10 protein-coding genes and 1 riboswitch are annotated in these 13,143 nt (G+C 53.4%); of the genes, 6 read left to right on the top strand and 4 right to left on the bottom strand.

From position 1 onward, the window contains the following. Positions 1-8: 8 nt before the first annotated feature. The 3 genes from IDM48_RS00385 to IDM48_RS00375 form a co-directional block, all read right to left on the bottom strand. On the bottom strand, positions 9-893 hold the full coding sequence (locus tag IDM48_RS00385) for an alpha/beta hydrolase (RefSeq protein WP_151147077.1): 885 nt from the start codon (positions 891-893) through the stop codon (positions 9-11). Positions 894-1,201: 308 nt separating this feature from the next. After that, a complete protein-coding gene (locus IDM48_RS00380) occupies positions 1,202-2,710 on the bottom strand; it encodes a sensor histidine kinase (RefSeq protein WP_151147079.1) in 1,509 nt (502 codons plus the stop codon). A gap of 1 nt (position 2,711) precedes the next feature. Beyond that, complete coding sequence (locus tag IDM48_RS00375; protein WP_068169767.1) at positions 2,712-3,455, bottom strand: response regulator transcription factor; 744 nt, start codon at positions 3,453-3,455, stop codon at positions 2,712-2,714. 388 nt (positions 3,456-3,843) lie between these two features. After that, positions 3,844-3,940: riboswitch (SAM riboswitch) on the top strand. Between the two features lie 94 nt (positions 3,941-4,034). Here IDM48_RS00375 and IDM48_RS00370 point away from each other — a divergent pair. The 3 genes from IDM48_RS00370 (at position 4,035) to IDM48_RS00360 (ending at position 8,283) form a co-directional block, all read left to right on the top strand. Next, entirely contained in the window at positions 4,035-4,994 is a 960-nt protein-coding gene (locus IDM48_RS00370) for a methylenetetrahydrofolate reductase (protein WP_068169778.1), read from the top strand. 35 nt (positions 4,995-5,029) lie between these two features. Further along, positions 5,030-7,363 carry a 5-methyltetrahydropteroyltriglutamate--homocysteine S-methyltransferase gene (gene metE / locus IDM48_RS00365; RefSeq protein ID WP_190617551.1) on the top strand — a complete coding sequence of 778 codons (2,334 nt, stop codon included), beginning with the start codon at positions 5,030-5,032 and terminating at the stop codon, positions 7,361-7,363. A 143-nt stretch (positions 7,364-7,506) separates the two neighbouring features. Next, positions 7,507-8,283, top strand: coding sequence for a transposase family protein (locus IDM48_RS00360; RefSeq protein ID WP_087038209.1), 777 nt, complete (start codon positions 7,507-7,509; stop codon positions 8,281-8,283). Between the two features lie 348 nt (positions 8,284-8,631). Here the strand turns inward: IDM48_RS00360 and brnQ are convergent, their stop codons facing one another. After that, a complete protein-coding gene (gene brnQ, locus IDM48_RS00355) occupies positions 8,632-10,002 on the bottom strand; it encodes a branched-chain amino acid transport system II carrier protein (protein ID WP_190617549.1) in 1,371 nt (456 codons plus the stop codon). 181 nt (positions 10,003-10,183) lie between these two features. Between brnQ and IDM48_RS00350 the strand changes: the two genes are divergently transcribed. The 3 genes from IDM48_RS00350 (at position 10,184) to IDM48_RS00340 (ending at position 13,137) form a co-directional block, all read left to right on the top strand. Next, positions 10,184-11,041, top strand: coding sequence for a PRD domain-containing protein (locus tag IDM48_RS00350; RefSeq protein WP_190617547.1), 858 nt, complete (start codon positions 10,184-10,186; stop codon positions 11,039-11,041). 297 nt (positions 11,042-11,338) lie between these two features. Further along, a complete protein-coding gene (locus IDM48_RS00345) occupies positions 11,339-12,337 on the top strand; it encodes a mannose/fructose/sorbose PTS transporter subunit IIA (RefSeq protein ID WP_190617545.1) in 999 nt (332 codons plus the stop codon). After that, positions 12,334-13,137: a PTS mannose/fructose/sorbose transporter subunit IIC gene (locus IDM48_RS00340; RefSeq protein WP_190617543.1), complete on the top strand. Its 804-nt coding sequence runs from the start codon at positions 12,334-12,336 to the stop codon at positions 13,135-13,137. Before IDM48_RS00345 ends, IDM48_RS00340 begins: the two co-directional genes overlap by 4 nt. Positions 13,138-13,143 lie beyond the last annotated feature (6 nt).

Here is a 13,143-nt window from a genome sequence, read left to right as displayed (position 1 = left end):
ACATACAACTAGGCGGCGAACTGCTTGCCAATTTCACGGTAGGCAGCGCGTGCTTCTGGCATGAGTCGAGCCCCCATGTATCCATGAAAAGCGCGCGGCGCTAAGGTCAGGCTCACGGGCGAGCCAGCACCGACGGCAAGATTGGCAAAGTTGCGAACGTCGGGATACATGATGTCTCGTTTGCCCTGGTAAATGTGGGTTTTCGGAAGGTTTTCTACCGACCCGAAAATAGGGCTGACGCGCGGATCCCGCACTTCCCACGAACCACTCCAGCGGCGTCCAGCTTCAATGAGCGACGGGCGGTTAAGTACCGGATCTTTAATGCCATGAATTTCGGGGTTGGAAAGCGTGAGATCGAGCCAGGGATAAAAAAGCAACACATTATCGGGGAGAACCAACCCGCGATCGCGGCGGCTCATCACATACGCCTGAGCCAACCCGCCACCTGCACAGTCACCGGCAACGATTATTTTTCCACCGGTTTCTCGGGCGCTTTTGAGGGCATGGGCGAAGGCGCCGTCGAGTAATGAGTAGGCGTCTTTAGCGCTGTGGTGGGGAGCCAATTGATACATCGGTACCAAAGCAGAGGCGCAGGTTTCTTTCATCAACCGGTCAATGATGCCCCAGTGCATCATGGTTAGAGGTCTTTTGTATTCCCCGCCATGAATATATACCAGTACGTTGGCGCATTTTTCGTTTTCGGGGTCGAGAAAAACTACGCGCGAATCATCCACCTGCCGGTAGTACGCCCCATAGCGGTCATACATAGTAGCCGGCAACTCGGCAGGCTTGGCATTGTGGGTAATGGTCTGAACTGCGTTCCGGGAAGCATCAGAGGTCATACGGTTAATGAGGGAAAGCGCACCAACCGCTGTACGCATGCTGAGCGACATATCGCGCCACCTTTGTTATCAAATCGTTACCTTACACAGTAAGGGGTATTTGCTTCACCAGGGGTGCAAAATTCACCAATAAGGGGGAGAAAGTAAAAAATCAGCCCTGAGAAGGAGAGTATAAGGAAAGACAAAACCCCGGAATTACACCAAAATTTCACCTCTACATACATGACGGGGCAAGTAGTACTTATCTCATGGATGTATTCATAAAATTTACTTAATATTGGCGTAACAAGCCCAAATAGGGGTGGTGAGCGGAAGAGTTTGCTGATTCTGGGCTGGGGTTAACGAACGCGTCCTAATCCCTATGCCAGCGGCAGCAGCACCTTAAAGACGGTTTCCCCCGGGCGAGATTGCACGTCAATACTGCCACCGTGTGCCTCAACGATGGCACGTACAATCGGCAACCCTAATCCTGTGGTTCCGGCGTCCCCAGACCGCGCGACGTCGGCGCGTGTAAATCGGTCAAAAATTTTATCGATAAATTCAGAATCGATACCCTCGCCATTATCGCTAATTCTTACCTCAGCAAACCCGCCCTCAGCAAAACCTAGCGACGCCGTTACATGCGTTCCCTCGGCGGTATGTTTGCGTGCGTTAGAGAGCAGATTCGAAATAACTTGCTGAAGTTGGTTGCGGTCCCCGCGAACTTCTACCGGGTCGTCTGGAATATTGAGAGTCCAGCGATGATTGGGGGCAGCTACCTGCATATCGAAGGTGCTTTCAGCGAGCATTTCCGAGAGGTCTACCGCCTCAAAGACCGGCTGCTTGCCTTCATCCAGACGAGCGAGCAACAAGAGATCCTCTACCAAGCGGCTCATTCGTGCAGTCTGTGATTCGATGCGATTCACCGACTGCTCCCCCGAATCGCTCAGATTTTCGGTCCACCGCAGAAGGTCCGAATACCCCTTAATGGCAGCGAGCGGAGTGCGCAGTTCGTGGGAAGCGTCGGCAATAAATGCGCGCATCTGGTTTTCAGTTTTCTCCCGTGCTTGCAGGGCAGATTGTACGTTCCCCAGCATTTGGTTTAGCGCGAATCCCACCGCGCCTACCTCTGAGCGGGGGTTCGAGTCCCGCGGCTGCACACGGTAGGCGCGAGAAAGCACTTGCGACTCCAAGTCTGCCTGCGCGACGCCGGCAGCAACTGCCGAGACACGCTCTAGGGGGCGCATCGTCCGGCGGATAATCCATGAGCCGAGCAGACCAGCTATAACCATTACCGCCAGCGACCCACCTGCCATCACGGCAACTAAGGTGGCCAACGTATTATTCATGTCTTTGAGTGGGATGCCTGTAACCACCACGGTCTGGGGCTGATTGGGAAGCGCGTGAGCTTCTACCAAGTAGTTCCCTACTTCAAGATCAACTTTTTGGGCGGTAGCTTCTGCCGGGACATCTTTCAACTGCGCAACGTCTGCTTCAGAAAGACTTTGTAAATCGCCCGAGCTATCCAAAACTCCTGAGAATCCCACATTCCCGTTATTTACGCAGACGGTGAGGGTCCCTGCGCTTTGGCCGGGTGCGTTGAGCGGCGAGCTACTAGCGGACGTCTCGCATACGTTTTGCGCGCCCTCCGCATTTGCCCCGTCCGCCCCACCCGCGCCGCCGTTGCGCACAGGGGCGTCCTCGGGCTTAAAAATCATGGCGCGGTGCGACGTCTGATCTAACCGCTCGCTCACCTGCGATTCTAAGGAATTCTTGATAGTGAGAAAACTGCTGAGCCCGATAATCAGGCAGGCAACGCCCAACATTCCCACTAATATAGCCGTCAAAATAGTGCGCAGGCGAGGCGCAGATGCGAAAGACGAGTTCACGCTAGTTAGCCGGCTTAATCACGTAACCAGCACCGCGAACCGTATGAATCATAGGTTCTCGACCTGCATCAATTTTCTTGCGCAAGTAGGAGATATAGAGCTCCACAATGTTCGCTTGACCGCCAAAATCGTAGTTCCACACGTTATCGAGAATCTGAGATTTTGAGACCACTCGCTTAGGGTTTTCCATGAGATAGCGCAACAGGTCGAACTGCGTTGCCGTGAGTGAGATGTCTTCTCCACCGCGGGTCACTTCACGGGTATCCTGATTCAGCACGAGATCGCCGACGACCAGCTCGGCGTCGTCTGCTGCCACAACGCCTGAACGCTGTACGAGGCGGTGAAGGCGAATCATGACCTCCTCCATAGAGAAAGGCTTGGTCACGTAATCATCGGCGCCAGCGCCGAGTCCTTCGATGCGGTCGTCGACCGAGTCTTTAGCGGTGAGAAAAAGACAGGGCACCTGCGGGTAAAGTTTCCGCACGCGGCTCAGTAATTCGATGCCGTCGAATCCGGGCATCATAATGTCCAGCACCAGAACATCGGGACGCCACTCGCGTGCTACTGCGAGCGCATCGGGGCCGTTTCCTGCCGATTTAACATCCCACCCAATCATGCGCAAACCTACGCTGACTAACTCTTCGAGCATGGCTTCGTCGTCGACGACGAGCGCGCGGATGGGCGTACCATCTACGTGTTCGAGAGTGGGGAGGTTTTTGGCGATTTCGTGTGCTCTGCTGCTCATGTGTATAAGCCTAGCGTTTGAGGGTGTTATGGATCTGACGTTTTGCTTGTTTCTGGGTCTTACAAAGTAACTGCTTGCCGGGGGCATAGGTTAAACACAGGAAAGCGGAACAACTCGGCTGAGAACACGCGATTTGCCGATACCTGGCGTAGCGTCGGCAAGCAATCCCTCTCGTCTGCTTCGCTAGCGCTCAGGAAGGCGATTCACGCCAGACCCAGCCAGCTTTCCTCCCGCTACGCCAGGTTCTCGACTTATAGCTCGTCCTCACCCTGCTTTCACATAACTTAATATGACGCTACCTAGACATATTCACTACACGAAGTTACATAGGCACATCTAGGCGTTTTCGCTTGTGAGCCCGTGATGCGCCCATTTATATTGATTCTGTTATCTATCAAGAGCGGCCGAGAGATCTGGCTCTACGACGCTGCAGCAACCTCGCCCGAGCAATCGGGAGAAGGTGCTCCCGCCAGGACCGATAGAAGAATTAGCTTTCTGCTTTTCTATACGTTCGTTCCTCCCCTATAAAGGGGTGGGCGTGTATCTATCGGGCGAATCCATCGAAAGGAAATGCCCTCTATGGCACCTCATACGGCTCTGTCTTATGAGCTTTACCCTCCACGGTCTGTGGAAAGTCGTGACTCTTTGTTGCAAACCATTGACGAGCTTTCGGCTACTTCCCCTGACTATGTTTCGGTGACTTATTCCGGTACTGCCGAGCGTAAGCAACAGACTCTCGCTTTGCTTGATTATCTGGTGCACGAAACCAAGCTGACTCCGTTGGCGCATTTGACGTGCGTGGGGCATTCAGTGGGGGAACTGGAACACGCTGTGCGCCTCATTGTGGGTTTAGGCGTGCGGGGCTTGTTGGCTTTGCGCGGTGATATTCCGGCGGGGGTTTCCCCTGATGCTCTGGAGCTTCCGTTTGCGCGCTACTTAGTGGAGCTTATTCGCCGGGTGGAACGTGAAGATTTTGCGCATTTTGCCGGTGGAAAGCTGTCGATTGGGGTGGCTGCTTATCCGCAGAAGCACCCGGAGTCGGTATCGCTTCTTCAAGATATTGAGATTTTGCTGGCTAAGCAACGTGCGGGTGCTGATTTTGCTATCACGCAGGTTTACTTTGATAACGCTCGTTTTCAGGGACTGTTGGATGCGGCGCAGACTGCCGGGGTGAATTTGCCTATTATTCCGGGCATTATGCCGGTGACGTCGTTGCGCCGTCTCATTCGGCTGTGCGAGTTGGCGGGGTTGGCTATTCCGCTGGATCTTGCCAGTGCGTTAGAGAATGCCGATAACAAGGCGGAGCGCCACAAGATTGGGGTGGAGTATGCGTTGCATCAGTGTAAAGCAGCGCTAGATTCTGGTGCCAGTGGTTTGCATTTTTACACTTTCAACGAGCACCGCGCCGTCCTCGATGTGCTGGAGCATCTCGATATCGCTCCCTATACGTCGCGCTATTTTAGTCCTCTGAAATCTTCTCAGCCGTCGCATTTTTCTACGTCAGACGCCGAATACGCGTCCGTGTCTGCTTCCGCTTAACACTTTTTCATTATCTTCCTGAAAGGTCACTTTTCATGTCAGTCCAGAATTTTCCTGCAGCAACTATTGTTGGTTACCCTCGCATTGGTCGCCACCGCGAACTTAAGAAAGCAGTGGAGGCTTTTTGGAAGGGGACTGCGAACCGCAGTGAGCTAGATGCGCAGGTGGCTGAGGTTCAAAAAGTTAACCTTGCCCGCCTCACCGAACTCGGTTTGAACGCTGACTACGCGATTCCGGCGTCGTTCTCTCACTACGATCAGGTACTCGATACGCTTCGTTTGGTCAACGCGGTTCCTTCCCGTTTTGCCGATGCCCTGGATGAGCGCGGCATCCTACCGTTGGAGGGGTATTTCGACTTGGCGCGTGGCACCCAGGATCAGCCTGCGTTGGAAATGACTAAGTGGTTTGACACGAACTACCACTACCTTGTGCCCGAGGTTGGGGCGCAGACTTCGTTTGAGTTGAATCCTGAGGAGTTGTTCGCTCAGCTTGATATTGCTAAGGAGCAGGGCGTGCGTGTGCGCCCGCAGATTGTAGGTCCGATTACTTTTTTGGCGTTGGCGAAAGCTGAGGACGGCACAGCACCAGACTTCGAGCCTCTTTCTCGTCTCGACGATTTGCTGGCGGTTTATGAGGAGCTTCTGACTCAGCTCACCGAGAGGGGTATGCAATGGGTACAGTTCGATGAGCCTGCACTGGTGGCGGACCATCAGCACATTGACGCCGCCCGTCTGTCCGAATTGGTGTCTAGTACCTACGGTCGTTTGAGCGCGCACTCGCGGCGTCCTGCACTGTTTGTCACTTCCCCCTACGGTGATTTAGCGCAGAACCTTGAACCGCTAGCGCAGTCGGGAATTGAGGCTTTGCATGTGGATAGTGTTTCTGCCGATTACAGTGACCGTCTGCAGCAACTTGCAGAGCAGAACGGTCTGCATCTGGTGGTAGGCGCCGTCAGCGGTCGTAATATTTGGCGTACGGATTTGCGGCAAACGCTGAAGGAACTTGAGGGGTTGAAGGGTATCTCTATCGCTACTTCAACCTCCCTACAACACGTTCCCCATGACCTGAATTTAGAAGAAAGTCTGCGCGAAGACCTCAAAAGCTGGTTGGCTTTTGCCGACCAGAAGGTAGTCGAGGTGCTTACCCTAGCGCGGGCAGTGTTGGAGGGTGAAGATGCTGTTGCGGCAGAGATAGCTACCGCTTCAGATGCCCTTGCCCAGCGCGAGAAGTCCGAGGGTGTTCGAGTTCAAGCTATCCGGGAGCGTGTCCAAGAAGTCACCGCGCAGAGCGGTGCTTTTGAGCGCCCGACCACAAGCGAGCGCCAGCAAGCTCAGGCTTTCCTGAATCTCCCGCAGATTCCTACCACCACTATCGGCTCTTTTCCGCAGACTTCTGACATTCGCAAGCAACGCGCGGCGTTCCGGGCGGGCACTATCACCGAAAGTGAGTTTGACGGTTTCTTGCGCGAGGAGATTGCCTCGGTTATCGCGTTGCAAGAGGAAATTGGGCTAGATGTACTGGTTCACGGCGAGGCAGAACGTAACGATATGGTGCAGTACTTCGCAGAGAATTTTGAGGGTTTTGATACCACGGTGCATGGCTGGGTGCAGTCCTACGGTTCGCGTTGCACTCGTCCTTCTATTTTGTGGGGCGACGTCAAGCGCAGCGGCGAAGGGTTGGAAGGTTCGGCATTCACCGTTCCGTGGATTTCCTACGCAGATTCGCTCACCGAAAAACCGGTGAAAGGTATGTTGACCGGCCCGGTGACTATTCTGGCGTGGTCTTTTGTACGGGACGATCAGCCGCGGGTTGAGACCGCCCATCAGGTAGCGCTGGCATTGGCGGATGAAATCGCTGACTTGGAAAAAGCAGGAATCAAGATTATTCAGGTAGATGAGCCAGCGCTCCGTGAACTTTTGCCCCTCCGCGCGGCAGAGCAACCGGAGTACCTGAAATGGTCAGTAGGGTCGTTCCGTCTAGCTACCTCACAGGTGGCTGACTCTACTCAGATTCATACCCACCTGTGCTATTCAGAATTCAATGAGGTCTTTGAAGCGATTGACGGTTTGAATGCAGATGTCACTTCCATTGAGGCGGCACGTTCTCGCTTGGAGCTGCTTGAGGATCTCCCGGCAACTTTCGACCGGGGCATCGGCCCGGGCGTCTGGGATATTCATTCTCCGCGCGTCCCATCGGTGGAGAAAATCCGCAGTTTGCTCGAACAGGCAGTAGACAGCGTTGCGCCCGACCACCTCTGGAGTAACCCAGATTGCGGATTGAAGACGCGCGGATACGAAGAAACCCGCGCCTCACTAGTGAATTTGGTGGAGGCCACGCGAGCTGTTCGGGAGCAAGTGGCAAAGAAATAAAGAACCTCAGAAAGCTAAAGATCGAGGCTTATTCAAAAGTAGGAACACACCCACACCCCACCAACTAGACAACGGCCCCACCAGCGGCAAAAATAAGAGGATTAAATCACTACAAATAACCTCAAGCCATACCGGAAGAACCGTTGCTCCACCAGCGTACAACAGGGCTCACACCTCAGCAATTCACCACGCTACTGACAGCCCTCACCTCTCATATCACCTGGGCAAAACCAGGCGGAAGACCACCAGCACTAACCCTGGCCCAGGGTCTTAAAGTCACCCTTTTCTACCACCGACACAACCTCACCGAAGAACTCCTCGCAGAAATCTTCAACACCTCCCAGCCCACCATCTCACGGACCCTCAACACCGTTGAAAAAGCACTTGAGAAAGCCCTCAGGCCGCTAGAACAGTCTATAGAAAACAGCCTGAAAATCCCTGGTTCACTGGTTATCGACGGCACCCTAATTCCCACCTGGAACTGGCGTTCACTAGGAAAAACAAACTTTTCTGGTAAGCATAAACGAGCCGGTTTCAACCATCAAGTGATTTGCACCCTGGGCGGGAAACTACTGGCCATCACTGACCCGGTCCCTGGCGCTAGGCATGATGCCTATGCCTTCAAGCATCATGGCTTGGAAAGATATCTTGATGAGAGCACTTTGGCTGATAAGGGTTACATCGGGTTGGGGCTGGCCACCCCAGTAAGACGCAGCAAAGCCCGCAGGATGCCTGCAGATGTGAAGGTGGTGAACAGGTTCATTAATTCACGCCGATCGGTGGTGGAGCGGGTTATCGCGCAGGTCAAGACGTGGCGGGTTTTGCATACAGGTTTCCGGCGGCCGCTGAGCGTGTATGGGCGGGTGTTTGCGGTGGTTCGGGGGTTGGTGTTTTATGCGGCTGGGAGGACTTTTGAATAAGCCTCATTATAAATAATAATCTTTTCATACAGATACTTAACTAATACATTTTTTAGAAAATACCTTTTAGGGTTACCAATGGGTATAAATCAAATAATTTTCTAATAAAACTTGTACCTTCAAGTGTTCTAGAGGTATAGTTATCACGTTGTTTACTACTACACTCGAAAGGGTGTATGCGAGACAAAGAACTGCTGAGATTACTCGCAGTTCACCTTAGACGGGCTCATGTCGGTGGTTGTGGTTCCCCCCGGCATGAGCCTCTCTTCTTTAACTTTGAGCGCATATCAAGCGACCCCGGCAGAAAACTCTGCTGGGGCCGCTTGGTTTTAATAGGGTAAGAAAACTTTAGATGGTCGTATTCTTCACGTCTTTTTCAGGAGATTTCTTGACAGCATCCACGATATATCCGATCACAGCCGCTGCCACAGTGGGAACTATCCAGCCGAGGTCGAGCTCGTGACCGGGTGTCCAACCAATCAGCGGCTCAATGACCGAGCTACCCCAGCCCACCGAGTTGAGCGTGGCAAGAGCTGCCCAGATTACCGATACGACTAGCGCAAAGCGGAAGGTGTATTCCAGGCGCTTACCCAAGGGCTTATCAAGCACAGGCTCCAGCAGGGTCAGCGCAATCAAAGTAATAGCTGAGGGGTAGAGGAACCCGAGAATCGGACCGGCGATAGCCAAAACCGTTGCTAGGCCCATGATGGAGACCGAGAAAGAAATCAGCGTAAACACGATCAACCAACGGCGGTAAGTAATCTTGGGGAACAGCCGCTCAAAGAATTCTGAAGTGGAACTCAGTAGCCCGACGGCGGTGGTCAAGCAGGCAAGAACAACAATCAGTCCGAGGATGAATAGACCTGGAGTGCCCAGGGTCTGCTGCGCCGCAGAAGAAAGCAACGCTGCGCCGTCCTCATAACCCTGCCCATTTTCAATGGAGTGGCCAATCCAAGCCAGACCAATGTAAATCAAAGCAAGAAGCAAGCCGGCGATCAGTGCTGAATAGGTAATACCCTTGGTCAGACCGTTTTCTTTAGTGAGGCCCTTGAACTGAAGGGATGAAATCAGAATGATGCCGAATGCAAGACCAGCCAGCGAGTCCATAGTGAAGTACCCCTGCAGGAAGCCGCTGACCAAAGGTGCGCCCTGATACTCCTCAATAGCGGGCGCGGGAGTGCCATGCAACTTGAAGAAAGAAACAATAACCAGCAGGAACAGAAGAATAACGAGCGCCGGAGTCAGGTACTTCCCCAGAGTGTCCACGATATTGCTGGGGTTCAGGCAAATTGCCAAAGAGATAGCAAAGAAAACCAATGAATAAATCACAAGCGCCAGCTGGCTATCGATACCGAAAACCGGCGTAATGAACAGCGCGTAGCTCACGGTGGCAGTACGGGGAACCGCGTAGAACGCACCGATTGCTAAGTAGACCAGAACTGGAAAGAGGAAAGCGAACACTTTTCCACCGCGGCTAGCGAGCGCGGTCAGGTCTGAACCACTGCGCACGAGCGCAAAGATAGCGAGGAGGGGCAGTGCTACACCCGTGACCAGAAAGCCAATGAGCGCGGGGGCAAAATTCTCCCCCGACTGTGCGCCGAGCATCGGCGGGAAGATCAGGTTACCGGCGCCGAAGAACATAGAGAACAGCATCAGAGCTGTAACGACGATGATTCCCCCAAACCCTGCTTTTTGGGTGGACGGCGGGACTACACTCATATTTTTCTCTTCTCTAGTGTGTGATGCACCAAATGATGAAACATAAAAACGACTCCGACCATGCTATTAGAAACGAATGCCATAAGCTCCCCTTGTACAAATAATGAGACATCTATAAAGGACTCCCTGGACTAAACTAGAAGTTTAAGGGCGTTAGTTTAAAGGAGAAAGTGAGGGCTCGTTGCGTATTTCCCGCATCTATAACAACAACGTGGCTCTAGCTACTACTTTCTCCGGTGAGCAAACCGTAGTCATTGGGCGGGGTCTCGCCTTTGGCAAGCGTAAAGGGGACATGATTGACCCTTCACGGGTTGAACAAACTTTTGTGCCCGAGAAGGGCGAGTCCGAGGAACGGCTCACCTGGTCCCTTTCAGAGATTCCCTCTGATATTCTGGCGATTGCTATCGAATTAGAGTCGCGGGTTAAAGAAAGCGGCAAGTTCTCCATTTCTCATTCGTTCGTCATTCCTCTAGCCGATCACCTGAACTTTGCAATGATTCGCGCCCGCGAGGGAGTCACCGTGGAATATCCGCTGGCGCTGGAGGTTTCCCAGCTCTACCCGCGGGAAGTGGAATTTGGGCAGAACGCGCTGGCACTCGTCGGCGAAAAAACAGGCGTGACTCTGCCTGCCGGTGAAGCAATCCCGCTGGCGTTGCACCTGGTGAACTCGCAATTTGCTGTCACCGACATGTCGCAGACCTACCGGATGACCGAAATCTTCACGCAGATTTTTGATCTTATTTCTTCGGTGTATGGCGGCTCTATCGACCAATCGTCTATGAGCGCAGCACGTTTTGTAGCCCACCTGCGCTACCTCTTTGTGCGCACCGAAAAAGGCGGTTCGGGACCTTTTCAGGACGCCGGTTCTGCCACGCTACTAGAGGCGGTCAAGACGTCGTATCCCCGCGCATTCAGATGCGCCCAGAAGGTTTATCTTTTGCTGGAGATGCAGCTCAATCAAGAGTTAACTCAAGATGAGCTGACCTATCTAACCATTCATATTGCTCGTTTGGCGAAGGATTTCTCGCTCGCTGAGTAGGTTGAGTTTAGCTGAGAGATATAAGCCAGCTAAGCACAGCAGTAAGGTGAACTGGCTGGGTCTGGCATGAATCGTCTTTGCGAGCGCTAGCGAGCCAGACGAGAAGGTTAGTTCACCGTTGCTGTGCTTAGTTGGTCTCTTATAAATCTTTCAAATAAACATCGGTAAGTTGAGGTCAAATAATTTTTAAGGGAAAGACTTGCTCTAGAAAGAATCGAGCTGCCGTTCACGCGAGTAAATTATAGGTTGAGTCACACTCACGCATTCAGTTAAAAACCACAGCTGAGAGGACCACCTATGGTCTCTATCATCGTGGCAACCCATGGAGAAGCGGCAGCGCCCCTCCTTGCCACAGCCAAAATGATTCTCGGAGATTTTTCTAACGTCACCCCGGTTACCTTTATGCCGGGTGAAGGTCCAGAAGATCTCATCGAGAAATATGAACGCATTGTTCAAGCTCAACCTGCAGACGAAGGCGTTTTGCTTCTCGTCGATCTTTTTGGTGGAAGCCCCTATAACGCCGCTGCACGATTCGCCGCCGAGCGTGAGAACACCGACGTCGTTTCGGGAGTCAATGTTCCCATGCTGATTGAGGTAATTAGTGCAGCCGGCCGAAAGAACGCCACCGTGGAGTCTCTTTCCGCAAAGGCAGTCAAAGCGGGAACCAAGGGTATTCGTAGTTTCCAGCAGATTATGAACCCGCCAACTAATCCCGCTCAGGCGTCTGCAGATACGTCAGCACCGAGCGCGCTCGCTGCCCCCGCTCCCACGCCGTCCGCCAATGCGGTTCCCGGCGGGCATATGAACGTCACGTTCTTGCGCATCGACTCCCGCCTGATTCACGGGCAGGTTGCCGGTAGCTGGGTCAACGACGTCGCGCCGCAAACTCTGATTGCTGCCTCCGATTCCGCCGCTCAAGACAAGTTGCGGAAGACTCTGCTGTTGCAGGTTGCTCCCTCACACGTGAAAACCAACGTGCTCGATATTGCCAAGACCGGCAGAGTCTACAACAACCCTAAGTACACGGGCATGAAAACCATGATTGTGGTGGAAAGCCCCCAAGACGTTCTGCGCCTGCTTGATGAGGGCGTGGAAGTCAAAGAAATTAACGTAGGCGGCGTGACGTTCAAAACCGGCATGAAGCAGATTTCGGAAGCTGTATATGCCTCAGACGAAGACATTGCCGCCTACCAAGAACTTGCCCATCGCGGCATCAAAATGGTGATCCAACAGGTACCTAATAGCTCGCGAGAAGACATGATGAAGAAACTCAAAGAGAAAGGCCTGCTCTCATGAGCCCTCTCGAATTTATTTTGGTCATTCTCGTGGCGTTGGTCTGCGGTATGGCTTCGGTTCTGGATGAGCGCCAGTTCCACCGCCCGATTGTTGCCTGTACCCTCATGGGGCTGGTTTTGGGCGATTTGCAGACCGGCATTATCCTCGGCGGTAGCCTCGAACTCATTGCTTTGGGCTGGATGAACGTAGGTGCGGCTATGGCGCCCGACGCCGCGCTGGCATCAACCATTGCTGCATTGGTTGTTATCGAAGGCCACCAGTCCATTGGCGAAGGTATTGCTCTGGCAGTTCCTTTGGCAGCAGCCGGTCAGGTACTCACCATTTTCGTGCGAACCATCACCGTGTTCTTCCAGCACCAGGCAGACAGATTTGCTGCGAACGCTAACTTCAGAGGCGTAGAGCTCATGCACTTCTCTGGCCTTGCCCTGCAGGGCCTGCGCGTGGCTATCCCCACCGCCGCCGTCGCTGCAGTTGCCGGAACCCATATTGTGCAGACCTGGCTCGACGCCATTCCCGAAGTCATTACCGGGGGCCTCCAAGTCGCTGGTGGCTTCATCGTGGTGGTTGGTTACGCCATGGTCATCAACATGATGCGCGCTAAAGCACTCATGCCCTTCTTCTTCCTCGGCTTTGTGCTGGCAGCATTCATTCCCGACCTCAACCTGGTCGGTTTGGGCATCATGGGCGCATGCCTTGCGGTCATCTACGTCCAGCTCAACCCCGCATTCCACGATTCTATTGTTGCTCCGGCGCCGGCAACCGCTGGCGCTCCCAACGATCTCGATAACGAACTCGAGTAGGAGAAC

This window comes from Rothia amarae, from assembly GCF_014705945.2.
Taxonomy (GTDB): Bacteria; Actinomycetota; Actinomycetes; order Actinomycetales; family Micrococcaceae; genus Rothia; species Rothia amarae.
This window is presented reverse-complemented; position numbering and strand designations above follow the sequence as displayed.